This is a genomic window from Desulfuromonas carbonis (assembly GCF_054658035.1).
Map to the genome: position 1 here is coordinate 253,067 of NZ_BAAHXR010000001.1, position 21,193 is coordinate 274,259.

At 61.3% G+C, this 21,193-nt stretch carries 18 protein-coding genes and 1 CRISPR repeat array; of the genes, 4 read left to right on the forward strand and 14 right to left on the reverse strand.

From position 1 onward, the window contains the following. Nucleotides 1-34 precede the first annotated feature (34 nt). Both ACYQ8E_RS01175 and ACYQ8E_RS01180 read right to left on the reverse strand, forming a co-directional pair. Nucleotides 35-802 (reverse strand): SDR family NAD(P)-dependent oxidoreductase, encoded by a 768-nt coding sequence (locus tag ACYQ8E_RS01175; RefSeq protein WP_066729707.1) that lies wholly within the window; start codon nucleotides 800-802, stop codon nucleotides 35-37. 85 nt (nucleotides 803-887) lie between these two features. Beyond that, on the reverse strand, nucleotides 888-2,252 hold the full coding sequence (locus ACYQ8E_RS01180) for an NAD-dependent succinate-semialdehyde dehydrogenase (protein WP_459859901.1): 1,365 nt from the start codon (nucleotides 2,250-2,252) through the stop codon (nucleotides 888-890). A 243-nt stretch (nucleotides 2,253-2,495) separates the two neighbouring features. On the opposite strand from ACYQ8E_RS01180, the gene ACYQ8E_RS01185 reads away from it, so the two are divergent. Genes ACYQ8E_RS01185 through ACYQ8E_RS01200 form a run of 4 tightly spaced genes read left to right on the forward strand, consistent with a single transcriptional unit; the run spans nucleotide 2,496 to nucleotide 6,114 of the window. Further along, nucleotides 2,496-3,293: a rhomboid family intramembrane serine protease gene (locus ACYQ8E_RS01185; protein WP_066725968.1), complete on the forward strand. Its 798-nt coding sequence runs from the start codon at nucleotides 2,496-2,498 to the stop codon at nucleotides 3,291-3,293. Further along, nucleotides 3,293-3,775 (forward strand): Cys-tRNA(Pro) deacylase, encoded by a 483-nt coding sequence (ybaK, locus tag ACYQ8E_RS01190; RefSeq protein ID WP_066725965.1) that lies wholly within the window; start codon nucleotides 3,293-3,295, stop codon nucleotides 3,773-3,775. Before ACYQ8E_RS01185 ends, ybaK begins: the two co-directional genes overlap by 1 nt. A gap of 42 nt (nucleotides 3,776-3,817) precedes the next feature. Next, nucleotides 3,818-4,651: an SIR2 family NAD-dependent protein deacylase gene (locus ACYQ8E_RS01195; protein ID WP_066725962.1), complete on the forward strand. Its 834-nt coding sequence runs from the start codon at nucleotides 3,818-3,820 to the stop codon at nucleotides 4,649-4,651. 44 nt (nucleotides 4,652-4,695) lie between these two features. Further along, nucleotides 4,696-6,114 (forward strand): nicotinate phosphoribosyltransferase, encoded by a 1,419-nt coding sequence (locus tag ACYQ8E_RS01200; RefSeq protein ID WP_066725959.1) that lies wholly within the window; start codon nucleotides 4,696-4,698, stop codon nucleotides 6,112-6,114. Nucleotides 6,115-6,199: 85 nt separating this feature from the next. Here ACYQ8E_RS01200 and ACYQ8E_RS01205 read toward each other — a convergent pair whose 3' ends face one another. The 12 genes from ACYQ8E_RS01205 to cas5c all read right to left on the reverse strand — a co-directional run bounded on the left by ACYQ8E_RS01205 (nucleotide 6,200) and on the right by cas5c (nucleotide 21,182). Then, the gene (locus ACYQ8E_RS01205) at nucleotides 6,200-6,889 is read right to left on the reverse strand and encodes a phosphoribosyltransferase (protein WP_066725956.1); all 690 of its coding nucleotides are present in this window, start codon (nucleotides 6,887-6,889) and stop codon (nucleotides 6,200-6,202) included. Nucleotides 6,890-7,014: 125 nt separating this feature from the next. Continuing rightward, a complete protein-coding gene (locus ACYQ8E_RS01210) occupies nucleotides 7,015-7,221 on the reverse strand; it encodes a 2-hydroxymuconate tautomerase family protein (protein ID WP_066725952.1) in 207 nt (68 codons plus the stop codon). 114 nt (nucleotides 7,222-7,335) lie between these two features. Then, nucleotides 7,336-7,791 carry an IS200/IS605 family transposase gene (gene tnpA / locus ACYQ8E_RS01215; RefSeq protein ID WP_082820217.1) on the reverse strand — a complete coding sequence of 152 codons (456 nt, stop codon included), beginning with the start codon at nucleotides 7,789-7,791 and terminating at the stop codon, nucleotides 7,336-7,338. Nucleotides 7,792-7,882: 91 nt separating this feature from the next. After that, nucleotides 7,883-11,761: direct repeats of the CRISPR family, unit length 32 nt; unit sequence GTTTCAATCCACGCCCCCGCATGGGGGGCGAC. A 173-nt stretch (nucleotides 11,762-11,934) separates the two neighbouring features. Further along, nucleotides 11,935-12,225, reverse strand: a complete 291-nt coding sequence (gene cas2 / locus ACYQ8E_RS01220; RefSeq protein WP_066725949.1) for a CRISPR-associated endonuclease Cas2 — start codon at nucleotides 12,223-12,225, stop codon at nucleotides 11,935-11,937. 4 nt (nucleotides 12,226-12,229) lie between these two features. Next, on the reverse strand, nucleotides 12,230-13,261 hold the full coding sequence (cas1c, locus tag ACYQ8E_RS01225) for a type I-C CRISPR-associated endonuclease Cas1c (protein ID WP_066725947.1): 1,032 nt from the start codon (nucleotides 13,259-13,261) through the stop codon (nucleotides 12,230-12,232). Then, entirely contained in the window at nucleotides 13,206-13,880 is a 675-nt protein-coding gene (gene cas4, locus ACYQ8E_RS01230; protein ID WP_066725945.1) for a CRISPR-associated protein Cas4, read from the reverse strand. Before cas4 ends, cas1c begins: the two co-directional genes overlap by 56 nt. A gap of 156 nt (nucleotides 13,881-14,036) precedes the next feature. Next, nucleotides 14,037-14,792 (reverse strand): IS21-like element helper ATPase IstB, encoded by a 756-nt coding sequence (istB, locus tag ACYQ8E_RS01235; protein ID WP_066723645.1) that lies wholly within the window; start codon nucleotides 14,790-14,792, stop codon nucleotides 14,037-14,039. Nucleotides 14,793-14,806: 14 nt separating this feature from the next. Further along, nucleotides 14,807-16,333 (reverse strand): IS21 family transposase, encoded by a 1,527-nt coding sequence (istA, locus tag ACYQ8E_RS01240; protein WP_066723643.1) that lies wholly within the window; start codon nucleotides 16,331-16,333, stop codon nucleotides 14,807-14,809. A 255-nt stretch (nucleotides 16,334-16,588) separates the two neighbouring features. Then, nucleotides 16,589-17,455, reverse strand: a complete 867-nt coding sequence (locus ACYQ8E_RS01245; RefSeq protein ID WP_157471809.1) for a HEAT repeat domain-containing protein — start codon at nucleotides 17,453-17,455, stop codon at nucleotides 16,589-16,591. 182 nt (nucleotides 17,456-17,637) lie between these two features. Then, a complete protein-coding gene (gene cas7c / locus ACYQ8E_RS01250; RefSeq protein ID WP_066725940.1) occupies nucleotides 17,638-18,480 on the reverse strand; it encodes a type I-C CRISPR-associated protein Cas7/Csd2 in 843 nt (280 codons plus the stop codon). A 3-nt stretch (nucleotides 18,481-18,483) separates the two neighbouring features. Continuing rightward, nucleotides 18,484-20,481 carry a type I-C CRISPR-associated protein Cas8c/Csd1 gene (gene cas8c / locus ACYQ8E_RS01255; protein ID WP_066725937.1) on the reverse strand — a complete coding sequence of 666 codons (1,998 nt, stop codon included), beginning with the start codon at nucleotides 20,479-20,481 and terminating at the stop codon, nucleotides 18,484-18,486. Beyond that, entirely contained in the window at nucleotides 20,478-21,182 is a 705-nt protein-coding gene (gene cas5c, locus ACYQ8E_RS01260; protein WP_066725934.1) for a type I-C CRISPR-associated protein Cas5c, read from the reverse strand. The genes cas8c and cas5c overlap by 4 nt, the downstream gene beginning before the upstream one ends. Nucleotides 21,183-21,193 lie beyond the last annotated feature (11 nt).

The following is a 21,193-nucleotide window of genomic DNA, read 5'->3' on the forward strand; positions in this document are numbered from 1 at the left end:
GGTGGCCTCTCTTGCGTAAACGGTGGGAACGGTCTCAATCCGCGCGGTCGCGATGGACCGCCAGCGGCCCCCAGGACTGGAAGATCGACATCACCTCGAGGTGATTGATGTTGACGTGCGGCGGCAGGTCGGTGACCCAGGCGATGATCCCGGCGATATCCTCCGCCGTCAGCGGTTCGGTGTCGGCGTAGACCTTCTCCGCCAGGGTGCGATTCCCCTTGAAGCGGACGTTGGAGAATTCGGTTTCAGCCATCCCCGGGGCGATACAGCTCGCCCGCACCCGGGTGCCGAGGAGGTCGGCCCGCAGGTTCCGGGTGAACTGGGCAACGAAGGCCTTGGTCCCGCCGTAGACATTCCCCCCCGGGTAAGGCCAGGCGCCGGCGGTCGAGCCGACATTGACGATATGCCCGCGGTTGCGCTCCACCATCCCCGGCAGCAGCAGGCGGGTACAGTACATCAGCCCCTTGATGTTGGTATCGACCATCGTCTCCCAGTCGTCGAGGTCGACCTGGTGGGCCGGTTCCAGCCCGAGGGCGAGGCCAGCGTTGTTGACCAGGACATCGACCTCGGCAAAGGGGGCAGGCAGCCCGGCCAGGGTCGCCGCCACCCGATCCCGGTCGCGGACGTCAAGCTGCAGCGGGAGAACCCCGGCAGCGCTCGTCGCCAACTGCGCCCCAAGAGCTTCGAGCGGTTCTTCACGGCGCGCCGCCAGCACCAGCCGGTCACCGCGAGCGGCAAAGGCCCGGGCACAGGCCGCGCCAAACCCCGCCGACGCCCCGGTGATGAAAATCGTTCTCGCCATCATGCCCCCTTTCCTGCTGCTGTCGATCCCGGCTGCCAGGGTGCAGCCGGCAACCTGCCGCCCCCAGCGCTCCCAAAGCCCTCTATCACTTCACCCAGACGGTCTGGATATTGACGAATTCCTTGATGCCGTAGTGCGAGAGCTCGCGGCCATAACCGGAAATCTTGACCCCGCCGAAGGGGAGGCGCGGATCGCTCTTGACCATGCCGTTGACGAAGACCGCCCCCGCTTCGACCCGCGCCGCCAGCGCCTCGCCTTTGGCGACATCGCGGGTCCAGACCGAGCCGCCGAGGCCGAAGGGGGAGTCGTTGGCCACCCGCAACGCCTCTTCGGCGTCCCGGACCTCGATCACCGAGGCGACCGGCCCGAAAAACTCCTCGTGATAGGCCGGCATTCCCGGCTTGACCCGCGCCAGGATCGTCGGCGGGTAGAAGTACCCCTTGCAATCGAGCGGCGCACCGCCGAGGACAACCTCGGCCCCCTTTTCAACCGAAGCCTCGACCTGGCCGTGCAGTTCCATCATCAGATCCACCCGGGCCTGGGGGCCGACCTGGGTCGCCTCGTCGAGGGGGTCGCCAACGACGAGGTTTTTCATGCTGGCGGTAAATTTCTCCAGGAATTCCCGGTAGACCGGCGCCTCGACAATGAAGCGCTTGGCGGCGATGCAGCTCTGTCCCGAGTTGATGCAGCGCGCTTTGGCTGCCACCGTCGCCGCTGCGTCGAGGTCGGCGTCCGCGAGAACGATGAAGGGATCGCTGCCGCCGAGTTCGAGGACACTTTTTTTCAGCATCTGCCCGGCCTTGGCCGCGACCTTGCGCCCGGCGATATCACTGCCGGTAAGGGTCACCGCCTTGACGTGGTCGTTTTCGATGACCGCGTCGACCTGGCCGGAACCGATCATCAGGGTACGGAAGAGATCGGCCGGGAAACCGGCCTTGACGAAGACCTCCTCGATCGCCAGGGCGCAACGCGGCACGTTGGAGGAGTGCTTGAGCAGCCCGGCGTTCCCGGCCATCAGCGCCGGTGCGGCAAAGCGGAAGACCTGCCAGAAGGGGAAATTCCAGGGCATCACCGCGAGGACGGTGCCGATCGGCCGGAAACCGACATAGGAACGGCTGCCGTCACTCTGGGCCGGCTCGTTCTGCAGAAAAGTCTCGGCATGCTCGGCGTAGAACTCGCAGACCCAGGCGCACTTCTCGACTTCGCCGCGCCCCTCAACGATCGGCTTGCCCATCTCCAGCGTCATGGTGCGGGCGTACTCTTCCTTGTTGCGGCGCAGTTCGGCCGCGGCCCGGTGCATCAACTGCGCCCGCTGGGCAAAGCTCGTCTCCCGCCAGCCCTGCCAGGCCTGGTCGACCCGGTCGATCACCGCTGCGGTCTCCTCCCGGCTCCATTCCTGGAACTCTTCGAGCAATTCCCCGGTCGTCGGGTTAATCGATTCAATCGCCATAGATGCTCCTCCCTGTTGCGTGGCCAGCGTTCAGTCTGCGCTGGCCAGTTTGCCCAATTTTAAATCGAATTTCAAGAATTCCGGAATCTTCCAAGCGGGCACCCCTTCCCTGCCATGTTCCGGAGGAAAGAAATTACCGGTCCCAAGTATACTCAAAGAGGCCTTCGTCACAACCGCTGCAGGGTTGCCGTAACCATGATTTTCTGCGATAGTTCAGGTCACCCAAACCTCGGGAGGACCACTTTGGCCACCTTTTCACTCTTTAATTCCACCCAGTGGCGCTGGCGCTGGCTGCGCTGGCAACGCCAGTTCGACGACCTGCTCCACGGCCGCACCGGCTCCAGCAGCCTGAGCGTCACGCATCTGCTCATCGCCACCAATATCCTCTTTTTCCTCGCCATGGTCGTCCAGGGGATGGCGGCGGGCCAGGGTTTTGCCCCGCTGCTCAACCCGGACCCCTACCTGCTGGTTCATGGGGGAGCCCAGTACTGGCCGCTGGTCCTCTACCAGGGGGAATGGTGGCGCTGCCTGACCTATGCCTATACCCATGGCGGCCTGATCCATATCGGCTTCAACATGGTCGTCCTCTACCAGATCGGGCCGCTGCTCGAATCGGAACTCGGCGCGCCGCGCTTTATCGTCCTCTACACCCTGACCGCGTTGACCGCCACCGGCCTCGGCTACCTCTGGCACCCGATGGTGCCGGTGGTCGGCGCCTCCGGCTCCCTCTTCGGCCTGATCGGTTTCGCCGTCACCTGGTATCACCGCATGGGGAGCCCGGGGCACCACATCCGCAACATCATGCTGCGCTGGGCCGTTTTTGCCTTCGTCTTCGGCCTGGTGGTCGGCGCCGACAACGCCGGCCATCTCGGCGGCGCCCTCGGCGGCGCCCTGCTCGGACTGGTGCTGCCGATCGGGGTGCGCGGCCGCCGCACCCTGGCGCCCCTCTTCAACGCCCTTGCTCTTGTCTGCCTGGCGGCCACCGTCGGCAGCCTCGCCCTGCTGGTCGCTTCCTGGTTCCGCGCCACCGGAGGTGCCTGATGGCCCGTGACAAGATTCCGGTCACCCCCGCGATTCGCCTGCTGCGTCAGCACCAGGTTCCCTTCACGCCCCATCTTTATCCCTACGAGGAGCGGGGCGGGACCGCGGTTTCGGCCCGGGAACTCGGCGTCGACGAGCACCGGGTGATCAAGACCCTGGTGATGGAAGACGATAGCGGCCAACCGCTGATCATCCTGATGCACGGCGACCGGCAGGTCTCGGCCAGGGAGCTGGCCCGAAGCATCGGCGCCCGCAGCGTCGTCCCCTGCGCCCCGCAGGTCGCCGATCGTCACAGCGGCTACCAGGTCGGGGGGACCTCCCCCTTCGCCACCCGCAAGCCGATGCCGGTCTACATGGAGGAGACGATCCGCGAGCTCTCCACCCTCTTTGTCAATGGCGGCAAACGCGGGTTCCTGGTCGAAATGACCCCGGCCGACCTGGAGCGGGTGCTCAACCCAACGCCGGTACGCGTCGGAATCTAAAAAGGACCCATAGGTCCAATGAGACCATAGCCGGAGATGACCATGGAATTCGACGAAATCTGCCGTCAGGCTGCCGCCGCCCTGCGCCAGGCGCGCGCCCTGGTCATCACCGCCGGCGCCGGCATGGGGGTCGATTCGGGACTCCCCGATTTCCGTGGCGACCACGGCTTCTGGAACGCCTACCCGATGTACCGCCAGCTCGGCATCGACTTCGTCGGCGCCGCCAATCCCGCCCATTTCGAGCGTGACCCGGCTTTCGGCTGGGGCTTTTACGGTCATCGCACCAACCTCTACCGCCAGACCGTCCCCCACCGCGGCTTCCATTTGCTTAAGGACTGGGGGGCGCGTTTCCACCTCGACACCTTTGTCGTCACCTCCAACGTCGACGGCCAGTTCCAGAAGGCCGGCTTTCGCGCCGACCAGCTCCTCGAAGTCCATGGCTCGATCCACCACCTGCAGTGCCTGACCCCCTGCAGCCAGGCGATCTGGGACAACGAGGAGGAGATTGCCGTCGACTTTGCCACCATGCGCGCCCGGCACGTCCCCCGCTGCCCCCACTGTGGCGGCACCGCACGCCCGAACATCCTCATGTTCGGCGACTACTCCTGGCTCCCCTCCCGCAGTCACGGCCAGCGCATGCGTTTCGACCTCTTCTGCGACCAGCACCGGAACGACCCGCTGCTGGTCGTCGAGCTCGGCGCCGGCACGGCGATTCCGACCATCCGCCACCTCAGCGAAAATCTTGGCGCCCAGCGCGGGGCGACAGTAGTGCGGATCAACCCGCGCGAACCGTCGATCCGCGGCAATCACCTCGCCCTCCCCTGCGGCGCCCTGGAGGGGCTGGAAGGGATCGAACAGCACCTCGACCACGGCTGAGCGCGACTTCGTTCAACCCTGATACAACTTCCTGCGGAGGCTTCATGACCGTCCCTGCCCTCCTGACCGATCTCTACGAGCTGACCATGCTCGCCGGCTACCTCGACGAGGGGATGCACGAAACACCGGCCACCTTTGACCTCTTCTTTCGTGACCTTCCCTTTGCGGGGGGCTACGCCGTCTTCGCCGGCCTGGAGCCGGCGCTGCACTACCTTGAGGCATTGCGCTTCGAAGCGGAGGAGCTCGCCTACCTCGAGAGCCTCAACCTCTTCAAACCGGGATTTCTCGCTTTTCTGAAGGATTTCCGCTTCCGCGGCCGGGTGATCGCACCGCCGGAGGGGACCGTGGTCTTCCCCAACGAGCCGCTGCTGACGGTGGAAGGGACCCTGGCCGAGGCCCAGTTCGTCGAGACCGCCCTGCTCAACCTGGTCAACTTCCAGACCCTGGTCGCCACCAAGGCAGCGCGCCTGGCCCTGGCGGCCGGCGACGGCGAAGTGATCGAGTTCGGCCTGCGGCGGGCCCAGGGCCCCGACGGCGGCCTGAGCGTGGCGCGGGCCGCCTGCATCGGCGGCGTGCGCAGCACCAGCAACGTCCTCGCCGGCCAGCGCTTCGGGCTGCCGGTCAAGGGGACCCACGCCCACAGCTGGGTGATGGCCTTCCCCGACGAGCTCACCGCCTTTCGCGCCTACGCCGAATGTTTCCCGGACGCTTCGGTGCTGCTGGTCGATACCTACGACACCCTGGGCAGCGGCATCCCCAACGCCATCAGCGTCGCCCGGGAGCTGCGCCAGCGCGGCCACGAGCTGCTCGGTGTGCGCCTCGACTCGGGGGATCTCGCCTACCTCAGCCGGGAGGCGCGGCGGATCTTCGATGAAGCCGGCTTTCCGCAGGTGAAGATCGTCGCCTCCAACGAGCTCGACGAGGGGGTAATTCATTCGATTCGCAGCGAAGGGGGGAAGATCGATATCTACGGAGTCGGCACCCGCCTCGCCACCTGCCATGGGGAAGGGGGTGGCGCCCTCGGCGGGGTTTACAAGCTGGTGCGCCTCGCCGACCAGCCGCGGCTCAAGGTGACCTCGGATATCGCCAAGGCGACCCTCCCCGATCACAAAGAGCTGTGGCGGGTGGTCAACGGCAACGATCGTTTCGTCATGGATGTGATGACCCTGAAAGGGGAAAATGTCGCGGCCGGCGACCGGGTTTTTGACCCGACCAACCCGGCCCGCTACAAGGCGATCCCGATGGACGTCCGGATCCTGCCGCTGCGGAAGACGGTGATGGAGAAGGGGCGCTGCTGCACCGAGTTGCCGCCACTGGAGGTGCTGGCAAAGCGCTGCGCCGGAGAGCTGCAGCGGCTGCCGGAAGGGTCGTTGCGCCTGGTCAACCCCCACCGCTACAAGGTGTCGATGAGTATCGGCCTCAAGACCCTGCGCGAGGAACTGATGGAACGCTACGAAAGCTGAACAGGGTTCCGCTCAGGGGATCGCCCCCAGCAGGAGCCGCCTCCCCGCCCATACCCATGCCTTATCGGCCGAGGCGGGGTTCCGCTCAGGGGATCGCCCCCAGCAGGAGCCGCTGCGCCTCCGCTTCGCTCACGTCGGACCAGGCCCGGTAGGCCGCGGCGACGGCAAAAAAAAAGCCGCCGCGCAGGTTGGCGCAGCAGAGCAGGTCGACCTCCTGCGCCACCCGCTGCACCGCATCGAAGTGAGCGGTCGGAACCGCCACCACCAGCTGGCCGGCCCCGGCCCGACGCAGGGCGGCCACAGCGGCGAGGAGGGTAAAGCCCGAGGCGAGGCCGTCGTCGACCAGTACCGCCGCCCGCCCGGCCAGTTCGGGCCACTCCCGCGCCCCACCCAGCTCCCGCAGCCGCCGCGCCACCTTCTCCCGGGTCGCGGCAACCCCCGCCGCGATCTCGGCTTCGGCGAGTCCAAGCCGGGGGAGCAACTCCTGGTTGAGCAGCACCTCTCCATCCCAGGCCACCGCCCCGTAACCCGCCTCGCTGTCCCACGGCAGCAGCACCTTGCTCACCACCGCCGCCCGCAGCGGCCAACCCTGCCTTCCCGCAATCGCTGCCGCCACCGGCACGCCGCCGGCGGGAATCGCCAGCAGCAGCGGCTCCACCAGCCCCTGGGCCGCCAGAAGCTCACCGAGACGTTCTCCGGCCTGGCGGCGGTCGGTGAAGACGCCGGTCCGCTGGCGCAACTCAGGAAGGTCGCGGAGGTTGCCCGGGAGCTTCATCGCGCTTTTCCCTGGCGGGGATAGTTCAGGGCTCCGAGACGGCAGGCGCCAAGACAAGGCCCGCAATTAACTCCCTCCCCGGCGAGAGTGGCCCGGCACCTTCCCGTCTCCGGAATTCCTTTCACCTATTTCTTCCTTCTGCGCACCGTGATCGATTCGCCACCGACCCCGTAATTGTCCATATCGACTTCATCGATTACCACCACCGTGGTTGCCGGCCCGCGCTGGATAACGTCGACCAAAAGGTCGGTCACCCCTCGGATCAGGGCAGCCTTCTGTTCGGCGGTGACGGGTTCACCTTCACGGGTAATCTTGATGTTGACAAAGGGCATGATTCAACTCCTTTCCGGCTTCAGGGGGTTTGCCACGTGCGGCCCGGGGTCTGCGCCCCCGGTGCAGCCCCCCCTTAGGGACGTCCTTGAATAAATGAACTACCCCGCAGCAAGCTACGGGGTATCAAAAAGCGTTAACTGCTCGCGGTGCAATTGCTGATACTCTTTTTCTCGGCCTTGATTTCTAACATAGGTCGCAATGGTTTTCTCATTACCCTTTTGGCCTACAGTGTTCACAAAATAGCCCTTTGTCCAAAATTCGCCACCCCATAGTTGCTTTTTAACCGATGGGACTCGTTTGAATATTTCTCTGGCCGTAATGCTTTTGATGACTCGTGCAATCTGCGTTGGGCTGTACATTGGAACCGACTGCACCAAAAAGTGAACATGGTCTTTGTCGGTCCCAATTTCTACGAACTGAATCTCGTATCTTTTGGCGATCTCAAGGCAGACCTCTTTGAGACAGCCATCAACCTCTGGGGTGAAAACAACCCGGCGGTATTTTGCTGGGCAAACAAGATGGTATAACAGCACAGAAACATTATGACTTTTGTGTACATATTCGCTCATGTCGCCAATATTTCATATTGGCGATAGCGAAGCAAGCTTCGGGGAATTGGACCCCCCTGAGATTAATTGCAGTCGAGACGACTGACACCCTGTTTCAATCCACGCCCCCGCATGGGGGGCGACGGCACCTGTTCCCCGACCAGGGCTTGCCGCAAATGGTTTCAATCCACGCCCCCGCATGGGGGGCGACTCATGTTTTCTGGCGATCAGTGCCGCGCACAACCCGTTTCAATCCACGCCCCCGCATGGGGGGCGACGCGTCAGACGGGAAAAACCTTCGGCACCACCTTTGTTTCAATCCACGCCCCCGCATGGGGGGCGACAGCTGGTGTTTGACGCTGAAGAGCCCGAAAACTTGTTTCAATCCACGCCCCCGCATGGGGGGCGACCGAGCTAATTCGATTGATCCACGACGAGATAAAAGTTTCAATCCACGCCCCCGCATGGGGGGCGACTCGACCGGGGGCGACGCGGGGTGGTTTTCTGGATGTTTCAATCCACGCCCCCGCATGGGGGGCGACTTTTCCCCCATGCCGGTCTGGTCCATGCAGCAGCGTTTCAATCCACGCCCCCGCATGGGGGGCGACGCCCGCTGGTGGCTCAGGTCACGCGAGGCTGGGCGTTTCAATCCACGCCCCCGCATGGGGGGCGACCTGCCCAAGTCCTTGTCAAACATGAAGTGCTTCCTGTTTCAATCCACGCCCCCGCATGGGGGGCGACAAGCAGCGCACCCGCCAGCGTTTGCAGGCCGACATGTTTCAATCCACGCCCCCGCATGGGGGGCGACTTCCATCGCTCGGCGGCGAGAGTCACGCTTCATGTTTCAATCCACGCCCCCGCATGGGGGGCGACGGCCGAAACCTTTCTCGTCACCGCCAAATAAGTAAGTTTCAATCCACGCCCCCGCATGGGGGGCGACATACTTTACACCTGACGATGACGGGCTGAAAAAGGTTTCAATCCACGCCCCCGCATGGGGGGCGACGTCTGAGCCAGCCGTGTGAAGCCCGCCAAGGTAGTTTCAATCCACGCCCCCGCATGGGGGGCGACCCTCCTGAAGTAGGTGCACCCCTCTATCATGGACCTGTTTCAATCCACGCCCCCGCATGGGGGGCGACGTCAATCTCGTTGTTCGGTACCAGGGCCGCTATCGTTTCAATCCACGCCCCCGCATGGGGGGCGACGGAGAAACCAACCCAAACCCAGGAGGGAAAAATGTTTCAATCCACGCCCCCGCATGGGGGGCGACTTGATACCAGCCCAGCCCCGTACAACTTCACGAAGTTTCAATCCACGCCCCCGCATGGGGGGCGACGTCAAGGACGCCGTGGCAGCACAGCGGGGAAAAGTTTCAATCCACGCCCCCGCATGGGGGGCGACGCCGACAACAACCCCAACGTGTGGGTGGTGGAGATGTTTCAATCCACGCCCCCGCATGGGGGGCGACCTTTATCGCCAAAGAGGCAGACCGGGGGGTGAAATGTTTCAATCCACGCCCCCGCATGGGGGGCGACGTGATAAGTGGTACTACCGTTTGGAGCGTGCCGATGTTTCAATCCACGCCCCCGCATGGGGGGCGACTCACACCCAAGGAGGATAGCAAATGACCGCACAAGTTTCAATCCACGCCCCCGCATGGGGGGCGACGTCAAGGACGCCGTGGCAGCACAGCGGGGAAAAGTTTCAATCCACGCCCCCGCATGGGGGGCGACACGCCCGCGTCTGCGCGGTCAACAGCTGTGTGGCCGTTTCAATCCACGCCCCCGCATGGGGGGCGACTAAAAGAAGGGGAAATGCAGCAGGGAGAAATCAAGTTTCAATCCACGCCCCCGCATGGGGGGCGACGGGATCATCCCCAGCGGCTCATCGTCTTTGACCTTGTTTCAATCCACGCCCCCGCATGGGGGGCGACGGACCACACCCGGCCACGGTCAGGCAAAACCGATTGTTTCAATCCACGCCCCCGCATGGGGGGCGACATGTGGCGACCGGCGCGGCACGGGTGGACGGGGTGTTTCAATCCACGCCCCCGCATGGGGGGCGACTGTGGCGACCGGCGCGGCACGGGTGGACGGGGTGTTTCAATCCACGCCCCCGCATGGGGGGCGACGGCAACGCTGGGTAAAGAAGCCTTTGAAGATCAGTTTCAATCCACGCCCCCGCATGGGGGGCGACCTGAAGCATCTGGCCGCCGCACGCTATCTTACGCTGTTTCAATCCACGCCCCCGCATGGGGGGCGACCAAAGTTTTCAACCCCAACCAAGGAGCAAGACATGTTTCAATCCACGCCCCCGCATGGGGGGCGACCAAGGTGACGGCAATCTGGCGCAGGTCGGCGCGGCGTTTCAATCCACGCCCCCGCATGGGGGGCGACGGGGGAAGATTTTGTGGTGACGCCTTTTGAAACCGTTTCAATCCACGCCCCCGCATGGGGGGCGACAACAGCGCCAGCAGCGCAAGATTTAAGCAATCTGGAGTTTCAATCCACGCCCCCGCATGGGGGGCGACGAGCCCCTTCGACGCAAGCGCCGAAACTCTCCAGCGTTTCAATCCACGCCCCCGCATGGGGGGCGACCATGTGGCGACCGGCGCGGCACGGGTGGACGGGGTGTTTCAATCCACGCCCCCGCATGGGGGGCGACGCTACCGCAGCATCATGCGTTTTTGCAAGGCAGTGGTTTCAATCCACGCCCCCGCATGGGGGGCGACGCGGTTAACGTTGGTCGCGCCGTTGGCCAAGCGCTGTTTCAATCCACGCCCCCGCATGGGGGGCGACGAGATGCTGCGCTCAATGGCCTTTGACCTCAGTTTGTTTCAATCCACGCCCCCGCATGGGGGGCGACCATCCATATGCGCAGCTTGCCGACCTGCTTTGCCGTTTCAATCCACGCCCCCGCATGGGGGGCGACGTCCAGGCTGCGGTCAGCTCGGGACGTTTGTTGCGTTTCAATCCACGCCCCCGCATGGGGGGCGACGTCCAGGCTGCGGTCAGCTCGGGACGTTTGTTGCGTTTCAATCCACGCCCCCGCATGGGGGGCGACAAAATACCCCCGCATGGATGACCAGGGCGAGGGCGTTTCAATCCACGCCCCCGCATGGGGGGCGACAAACAGGGCGGTCCAGATTTTGCGGCTGTCTTGATGTTTCAATCCACGCCCCCGCATGGGGGGCGACGTTGGAGCTGGCCGAAAGCGTGCTGGCGCAGATCGTTTCAATCCACGCCCCCGCATGGGGGGCGACGCACCATAAATGCCGGGCGGCCGTCCAGTTGGTGTTTCAATCCACGCCCCCGCATGGGGGGCGACATGCAGCTCGGTGATACGCCCCTTGGCGTCAAAAGTTTCAATCCACGCCCCCGCATGGGGGGCGACGCAGATTATCGCCCGCCGCCGTATCAGCTTTGCCGTTTCAATCCACGCCCCCGCATGGGGGGCGACGTCGATCCGCGCCAGCAGAGCTTGTTTTAAGCAAAAGTTTCAATCCACGCCCCCGCATGGGGGGCGACAAGGTACACCAGACGGGTAAGCCGGTGGCTCTCCTTGTTTCAATCCACGCCCCCGCATGGGGGGCGACCTATTACAAGATGCGGGCCGAGCTGGCCGAATTGTTTCAATCCACGCCCCCGCATGGGGGGCGACGGGCGCTGGCGCAGGGGACGGTGGTCCTCAAGAAGTTTCAATCCACGCCCCCGCATGGGGGGCGACACAAAACCAAACCGGCGACCCCGGCCGCCAAGAAGTTTCAATCCACGCCCCCGCATGGGGGGCGACGCACGATTTACCCCCCAAGACAAGGAGATGGGCATGTTTCAATCCACGCCCCCGCATGGGGGGCGACCCAGGCAATCGAGCACCGCCTCCAGGGTGGTGGTGTTTCAATCCACGCCCCCGCATGGGGGGCGACTCGAAGCGGTGATCGCGTCGTGGGAAGGACATGCGTTTCAATCCACGCCCCCGCATGGGGGGCGACTGTTGAGCTGTAACCACTTGTTAACAAATACCATTTTCTTCGAGTTGCGCGAACCTGCTGAAACAAACCCGAAAAGTTTATAAAACAATTATTGGCCCTTCAAAAAGATAAACAAATACAACTAGATCCTCGTCCGCGAAGCTCACGGAGTCTGCCCAACATCTTGGGGTTCGCTAAACAATCAGGGGGCCTTCCTGGTCGAACCCTGCCTTGGCACCAACATGCTCTATCCTCCCCTTCCAGTTAGACCCCAGAAAATAGAAACGCAGGCTATCCCGGTCTTCGTCGATGGCGTTGATCAGTGCGTCCCGGAAGACCACCCATTGCGCGGGATCAACAATGCACTCGAAAACCGAGAACTGCACCCGCTGGCCGTGGTTGGTGCAGATTTTGGCGACCCGGCGCAGCCTTCTGGCACCCCCCTTGTCACTTGTGGCCACGTCATAACTTACCAGTACCATCATCTGCTTATCTCCAGATAAACGGCGGGTATTCGTCGAGATCACCACGTAAATGACGGCTGAGGAGTTGTGCCTGGGCAAAAGGCAACATGCCGATCGGTATCTTTTCCTTGAGAAAAGGGTGTTCGATTTCGACCTGCTTGCGCTTCTGGTATTCAACCAACAACGTCTTGCGGCTTTCATCATCCATGATGACGGCGCCCGATTCGCTGATGCGAAAGCCATTCTTTTTCACCTGGCCGAGATTGACCAGGGAGAGGGCCAGACGATCCGCCAAAACCGGGCGGAATTCCTCCATGAGGTCGAGAGCGAGACTCATCCTGCCAGGACGGTCCCGGTGCAGAAAACCAACGGCCGGATCGAGCCCGACACTTTCAAGCGCTGAGCGAACATCATGATAGAGGAGTGAATAGAGGAATGAGAGGAGGCAATTCACCCGATCGAGAGGGGGACGCCGATTGCGGCCAGCGAAAACAAAGTCCTCTTTCTGGGCAACGATCAGATGATCGAAAAGACCAAAATAGTCGTTTGCCGCTCGCCCTTCCAAACCACGGATATCATCAAGACCCTCTTCGCGCAAAAGCCTCTGGGCAAGGGTCCCGAATTTCCCAACTGTTCTCTCGATCCCCTCGGCATCAATTTTGGGTCCATGATCCCGTAACGCCCGGCTCATTACCGTTCGGCAATTGGCAACTTTGCCAAGAACGAAGAGCCGTGCCAACCGTGCCGAAGCGGCTAGGTCGTCCGCCCTCCGGTATTGTTCGCGACGTAGCAGGACATTCCCCGCCGCCGGTCCGGTGACCCGAGCCATAAACTTGCCGTATCCGGTCATGAAGCTGATCGACACATCATGTTCGGCGCAATGTCCGAGCAGGAAAGGGCTACAACTCACCTGACCGAAACAAACGATGGAGGAGAGAGTATGGATCGGCAGCCGCAACCGGGTTTCTCGCTCAACATTGACGACGACCGTCTCCCCTTCTTTATTGAGGTACGCTCCCTGCGTTGTTACATAGAGGGTGTTCAGCATCTTTCTCATCGGTCCCCCTTAACATGGCCGCCAGGTATTTGCGGACCGAACGGCCGGTTGTGCAGCTTTTCGGCAGACAGGCGGAGAACAACGAACACTGATCGCACTTCCTGCAATAGTCGGCCGGAGGAGTCGTCCCGCCTTGCAGGAGGGCATGCACCCGGGCGATGGTCGATTCGGTCAGCTTTCGCAGCTCAGCATTAAAAATGACGGGCTGCCGGCGGCGCTTTTCGCCGTAATAAAGCGCCCCGGAGGGAATCGACAGTGCCAACATCTCCTCCAGGCAGAGCGCCTGGGCGCAAAGCTGCACTTCGTCGCAACGGTTCTTCTTCGGCCGGCCGCGCTTGTATTCGACCGGGAAGACGCTGCCATCATCGTGGAACTCGACGACGTCGGCCTGGCCGGAGAGCCCCAGCCGGGCAGAGGCAAGGGGGAGCGTCCGAATCGCACGGATCCCCCTTTGACGACCGACCTCCCGGCTATCGGAACGCTCATGCAGCACCCGCCCCTCAGCGGTATAGCGATTTTCGACCCAGACCTGTTCCAGGTGGATCAGGGCGCACTGCCGCGGGCAGTAGAGGTAGTGCTGCAGGGCCGAAAGCATGATGTAATCGGCTTCGTCGTACATAACACCCCCCATTTGTCGCGACCATGGCTGACGTCGCGACGCGCAGGCAGAGTGCGGATTCCGATGAAAGTTGCCAGCCGTTCCAGCGCAAAGTTGCCACTCGTTCCAAGGCAAAGTTGCCAGTGATCGGAGCGTAGCGACGCTGGAGTTTTTGTCTTACGCCAAGTTGCCGATCGGGTCAAGCTGGGATCGCCGTTTGCGCATCGATTCTCCTTTCAAGGTGAGCCGGTAGGCGTTGTGGATGAGGCGGTCGAGGATGGCGTCGGCGACCGTCGGATCCCCGAGGTAGTCGTGCCAGGCTTCGACCGGAAGCTGGCTGGTGATCAGGGTCGAACGCAGATTGTGGCGGTCCTCGAGGATTTCGAGCAGATCGCGGCAACCGGCGGCGGTCATGGGGGCGAGCCCCCAATCGTCGAGGACGAGCAGTTGAGTCTTGGCGACTCTATCCATCATCTTGGGGTAGCGGCCGTCGGCCCGCGCGAGGGCCAGTTCCTCCAGGAAGCGGGGCAGGCGCAGGTAGAGGGTCTTGCAGCCGAGGCGGCAGGCCTTGTGAGCCAAGGCGCAGGCGAGGTAGCTCTTGCCGACGCCGGTGGGGCCGGTGATGAGAATGTTGTGGCCCTTGGCGAGGTAGCGACCGCCGGCCAGCGCCAGCACGAGGTCGCGGTCGAGTCCCCGGGGTGCCCTCCAGTCGAGGTCCTCGATGCAGGCGCTCTGACGCAGCCGGGCCGTGCGCAGGCGAGTGGTGAGCCGGCGGCTGTCGCGCTCGGTCTGCTCGCGGTCGACCAGCAGGCCGAGGCGCTCCTCGAAGCTCAAGGCATCGGCGGTCTCGCTAAGGCGCTGTTCCTGAAGGGCCTTGAGCATGCCGGTCAGCTTGAGGGCGCGCAGTTTGTCGTCGGTGGGGTGGCTGAGCATGGTGGTCTCCTTGGTCAGTGGTAGTAGCCGGCGCCGCGGATGTTGTCGTGACTCGGCAGCAATGAGAGTTGGGATTCGGTGGACTCGGGGAGCGACTGGCGGTCCAGTCCGGTTTTGAGGATCGAGGCGACGCTCTTGAGGCGACAGGCGTTTGTTGCCAGGGCCCGCTGGCAGGCCGCTTCCAGGCGCTCGGGCGTGTAGGTCTTGGCCAGCCGGATCAGCCCCAGGACGCTGCGGTAGCCCTGCTGGGGATGGGCCCGTGAGGCCAGGATCTTCTCTGCCAAGGCGGCGGTGTGCGGTCCGGTTTTGGCCGCCCAGGAAACCAGGCGCTGCGGCGTCCATTCGGCATACTCCCTGTGGCTTTTGGGCATGTGCTCGCCGAGAGTGGTGTGGCGACCGCGCTCAGAGGAGCGGACATGGGAGGCCACCCGTTGCCCTTTGTGCAGAAATTCGACGGTGGTCGCCGTCAGGCGCACGTCGAGCTGCTGCTTCACCAGCACATACGGGACCGAGTAGTAGTGGTGGTCGACTTCGGCATGGTAATCGATGTTGACCCGCGCATGGCGCCATTCGGCGAACGTATAGGGGGTCGCCGGCAGAGGATTCAGAGCCGGACGTTCCAGGGTGTCGAAGAGCTGCTGGCGGCAGCCGGGAAGCTTCTTGAAGGGGCGCCGGTTGAGGTGCTCCACCAGCTCCCGAATGGCGGCGTTGGCCTCGGCCAGACTGAAGAAGGTACGGTTGCGCAGCCGCGCCAGGATGAAGCGCTCGGCGACCAGAACCGCCGCCTCGACCTTGGCCTTGTCTTTGGGTTTGCGCACCCGCGCCGGAATCACCGCGCAGCCATAGTGAGCGGCCAGCTCCGCATAGGTGGGGTTGATGTCCGGTTCGTAGCGGCAGGGTTTGGAGACGGCGCTTTTCAGGTTGTCCGGAACAACGATCTCGGGCACTCCGCCGTAGAAGGAGAAGGCCCGGACATGCGAGCCGATCCAGTCCGGCAGCCCTTGGGTCCAGGTGGCTTCGGCAAACGTCTGGGAACTCGCCCCCAGGGCCGCGACGAACAGTTGCGCTTCGCGGATCTCGCCGGTGCGGCGGTCGACGATCGGCAGGGTCTGGCCGGTGTAGTCGACAAACAGCTTCTCGCCGGCTTTGTGCACCTGACGCATCGACAGACGCAGTTTGCCGGACCACTCACGGTACAGATCGCAGAAACGGCTGTAGCGATACCCCTCGGGATGGCTGTTCTGGTATTCCTCCCAGAGCAGCCCCAGGGTGACGCCCTTGCGCTTGAGTTCCTGATGGATGGTCGCCCAGTCGGGCATGGGGCGCTGGTCGGCGGGAATGACTGGCGCTGGCGGAAAGAGCAACTGTTCAAGTCGGGTTTCGTCCAGATTCTCTGGCAGCGGCCAAGACAACCCGGCGTGAGCGGCGCGTCTCAGAAATTCGCCCACCGTGGTGTGTGACGTGCCGACGGAGCGGGCGATGGCCCGCTGTGTCAGGCCGGCTTCGTAATGCAGACGCAGAACGTCCTTGATCTTGCGCATGGATAACCTCGTGTGTGCCAATGGGACCACCTCCTGGAAAAAGTCCAGAAGGTTGTACCCCGCGGTTACCCAGCGTCGCGAGAACTTTGATCAGTCTGACAGATTCACCGACCTCTTCCGCTCAAACTGGAAAGTTTGGATCGGAACGGGTGGAAACCTTGCGTCGGAATGACTGGCAAGTTTGGATCGGAATCAGTGGCAAGTTTGCATCGGAATCGGTGGAAAGTTTGGCTCGGAATACGCAGGCAGAGCCAGTCAGCGGTATTTCTGCAGTTTGCCCAACACCGTCGCCCGCATCTGCGACTTGTCGGCCGGGTAGAGCGAGATCAGCCGTTTCCCCTGCTGCTGGTAGAGTTGCTGTTTCTTGAGCATGCCGATCTTGTAGTCGGCGGTCTCCATCCCCCAGTATTCGATGTAAACATCGAACTCCGGCAAATAGAAGTCGGGTCGAATGGCGTAGCCGTCGAGAATGCGGAAGCGTTCGTCGTAGCGGTAGCTGATCTGCTCCTTATCCAGCGCCTCGCAGATCAGCCGCTCGCCTTCCGACTGCACCCAGGTGCCGTCGTTGGCGCGGATGTTCTTCTGCAGCTCGACCTTGGTTTCAAAATTGCGCCGCTCGATGAACACCTCATCGAAACAGTAGTTGCAGAATGGCCGTTGGAACGCCTTGTGACTGCGCACGTATTCATCGTGTTCCAGCCTGACGCCGCAGCGCTGGCAACAGTGCACCGCTTGCCTCTCTGCGATTCGACACGCTTCCTCGATCACCCCGATAGCCCGTTTTGCCCCGGTGTTGTTATATTCCATTTCGACGGGGCTGATGGCCATGTCACGCAAATCTGACAAGGCGATTTTTGCAGATGATCCGAATGCGCTTAATGCTCGTGCCGCGTACTGCCGCACCTGCGGTTTTGCGTCCCGCAGCATCGGCACGAGAGCGGAGACAGCCGAGCTCGCATCCACCAACCCCGCCAGCTTACCGATAGCCGAGGCCGCCAGTCGTCGCACGTTCGCCGCCGGCGATCGGGTCAGCTCAAGCAGCTCGGGCAAGACAGACGGATCGCCGGAATTCCCTAGCTCGACCGCCCGTTCACGACATTGTTTCTCCAGTTTTTGGTCCATCCCCCTCTGCCTTCCGCAGGTCGTGACGAATTGTCACGACTGACTTCAGAGGGAGGGGACGAGTAATCCCCTCCCCGGATGCCCGACTACAACTTCTCAATAATTTCCACCCCGGCCGGCGCCTGGCCGACCGTCACGTCGTAATCCTTGAACGACTGCGCCGGAGAGTTGTCGAGTATGAATCAGAAGCCGGGGATTTCTTCTGGCTTCAGCCCGTCAAGATTTTCAAGAACGTACGAGCCATCCGGATTTACCCTCTTCAAGGCCTTATGTACTTTCGCAGAAGAATACTGGCCGGCCTTGCAGTTGTGCTGCCACCAGATGACCTTTTCGACCGCCATGCTGCCCTCGGGGCGCGCGGAAGAGCAATCTCCCTCGAACAGCCTTGGAAGCACGCCCTTGATGATTTCAGCATCTGCGTTGCTGAAGCCGGTCCGCGCGGCCAGCTGGGGGTTCATGCTGCCATAGGTCACATAGACGGCTTTATCGACGCGGTGTTTCATCCCCATGGTATCGGAACTTCTTTTACTGCCGTCGCCTTCGCCACTGACGCTCTTGGTGATTTGAGTGCTGGTGATGCTGACCGGCTCGACACTGAAAGCAGGCTGAATGGAAACCGGTCCACGAATGGGGATCGAGACGCCATCTTTTTCCTCGCCCTTAAACGCGAATAGTTGCCCAAAACTCCGAACATCGAGCCATTTTTCGCAGGCCAGTTTCCCGGCCTTTTCCGGTGGGGTTTTCTTGCTGTTGAAAGCATCTTTGCCAAGGCCGTGCGTTGCATCCTCGGCCCGCGCTTTCAGGCTCGGCATGCCGTCAGTCTTCTTCTCGTCCGACTGGACAAATACCGACTGGCCGGTATCCTGCATGCGGTCACGAATCTTACGCTTCAGACAAACGTCAGACACTTCGCCAAAACCGTCGTAATCGGTACGGGGGCGGTTGCCGTTGAGCGGATCGCCGTTGGGGTTGGCGTTTTTCACACTGAAGATGATGGCAAAGTCGATCTTGTTTTCGAGGCTCATGGCTTACTCTCCCTTATCGATGGCAATGGTTTCGTCATTATTCTGTTGGCGATAGCACATTCTCTGGCAATGGTAGCCGAGCAAAAATTCCCCGGATAATGCTTTATCCTGTTCAAACTCACCGGTTTTAAACAAAGCGGTGACGGCATCGAGTTCTTTTTTTATGTTGGTGAGAAAGCCGGCGCGATTGCTCTGGAGCCTCTGCATGTAAGGTAGCAGCGCTAGTTCGATATTTCGCCAGGTAGAGAACGGTCGATCAGCGAAGCGTTGCATCAATCTCGCTGCCGTCGTCGGCCGACTTTCACCGGCCAAGGACAAGGCCACGCTTTCTATCCGCTCGGCAATCGCCAGCAGACGCCCATAAAGATAGTCTCTCGTTGTTCTGTCCTCTTCGAGTGCCATGGGATACTCCCTCCTTTGCTTTACGGGTTGTCGTTGATAGAACCCACGATAAAGAGCACAGGCAACACCTAGATTCCGCTCCCATTCCCAAGGTTCACAATTATTCCGGTTACTCGCTCTGCGCCTTGCCGATTCCATGATATCTCGCGGAAAGGGTTGGCCGTCGACGATGGCGGGCATGATCCGTTCGATCAGGTTTTTTTTCAGGGTATCGTTGCTTTTCAAGGCATCGCCATAAGCGGCCTCGGCAATGGCCCTCGGAAAAGGTGAACTGACCGGCCAAGTAGTTTTTTTCTTCGTTTTTCCTTTTCCGCCGGTCTCGACTTCAATGGAATGTCGCTGCGGCCAGGCAAATTGCAGGTGCCAGCTTTTCAGACGCTCTAAAAACTCACTGGCAAGAAGTTCGCGGTAGTAGATGACACTCATCCGCCCAGGAGTCGCCGAATCGATTCCCATGACAATGATCTGCTCATTCGGATCCAATTTGGCACGATAGCCTCTGAGGTAATTATTGAATTTCAAAGCGAAGGATGCGCCAAGATCGACAGCATGGTCGATTCTTTCTGACGGCTCATCTTCAACGGCCTCTTCAATTACCAGTGGTTCATCCAGCAGATCAAGCGTACTCTTCAACGGATCGGGAATTGGTTTTCCAGAAACAGCCCATGTAACATAGCCCTGATCACCGTTGCGGAACCCCTGCCTGTTAAACAACCAGCGCAAAGCATTGTGGGCCTTTTGGGTTACCTCATAGCTCACACCGGCAGCCTGACTGCCATCGACTTCGGTAAATCTCCCCCTGAACGTGAAGCCGGACGAATCGTTAGCGGAGAGCAGCTTGGCTTTGTCTCCTGTATGACGCAGCTTTGCCGGGTGATTGGTCGCCAATACATGTTCTTCTCCCGTGACGAAGCAGAGCCCCGACTTGCCCTCTCCTGAACTTTCGAATTGAATCCAGCTTTCGTACAACGAGGTGTCAAGCCAGGCTTCAGCCCGCAATTCACCTGGCTGCTCAACTTGCCAACAGACCAAAGCATCGCCCTGCTCAACTTCTGGTCTATCCTTTTCTACACGCTTTTCTTTGGGCAAAGTCGGTAGAACTTTGAATATCGGCGGAGCGGGATCATTCGAACTTGGCCAATAAGCCATGAGATTTCCCTCATTTCCTATATGCAATACATGCGATCGGATCAGGTCGGCTACCACTCGTCCTTTTTGAATATAGCGGTAAACTGCAACGGCTTTCGCATGGGCGTAGGGAGACTCACACCACTGTTTAAGCTGCTCTGCATAAGAAACAAAATATGTCTTCTTTCGCCCCCCATAATCAGGGTAATCCTTGGCCACATATTGCAGCTTATCTGCCAGAGGGTGCGGTGCTTCACCACTGCTACGACCAGCTGATTTTTCTGTAGCCGGTAGAACTACCTGGGTCTTTTCCAGCACCTCTGCTCTTAGAAAATTTCCGGCACCGTCAATGACGATTTTAATGTGCGCATTCTGGAGAGTGTGGCTGACCGGCATCAGCCTTTGATCTTCGGGAAGATCAAGAGCAACCCCGGCTTCATAGGTCTCGTATAGCTTCGCAAGCCAGCTCATAGCAACGCCTCCTCCTGCTCCACGTCCAGAACATTTTCACCCAGCCCAAATTGCTTCGGAAGCATCTTACGGATGAACCGGTTGGCATCACATTTTCCCGGGCGCGGAAAATCGAGAACCCCCTTGCGCATCGTCGCCCGCCAGAAACGGCTGCGTAGTTCGTTTTCCCCAGTCTCATCGGGGTAATCGAAGCCATGGAACATCAACCCGAAGCCGAGTTCATCGATTTTGTCGTAAGCCCCTTCCCCCGCACCAAACTCGCAAGGTTCAACATATCCCTGACAATCACGTGTGCCGAGAAAGATGTCCTGCCGCCCACCTTTCTCCAGCACGCGCTTGGCAATGTTGAAATGTTTGCCCTCGATACGATCTTTCTCCAAAGCTGGCTGGTGCTCGTTCCACTCGAAATGCGCCGCCACCTGATACTCGACATCGTGCAGAAAGGTGTAAATCGCCAGGCTGTTCCCCCCACTCCAGACCAGCGGCTTCGTCCCCTTGGTTTGAGTCCGAATCGGCTTCATCACCCTCACCTTGTCGACATGCCATATCAGCGTCGGTTTCCAGTAGATTGATTTAAGCACCCCCTTGATCGCTTCGTAGGTCGGCACATGATAGGAGCACTTCTCTCCCCCGACCTTGGTCACCGGGTCGGTAAAAAGCGCATACCGCCCCCACACTTTGAAACTGATGCTGTTCTTCATGAATCCCCCTT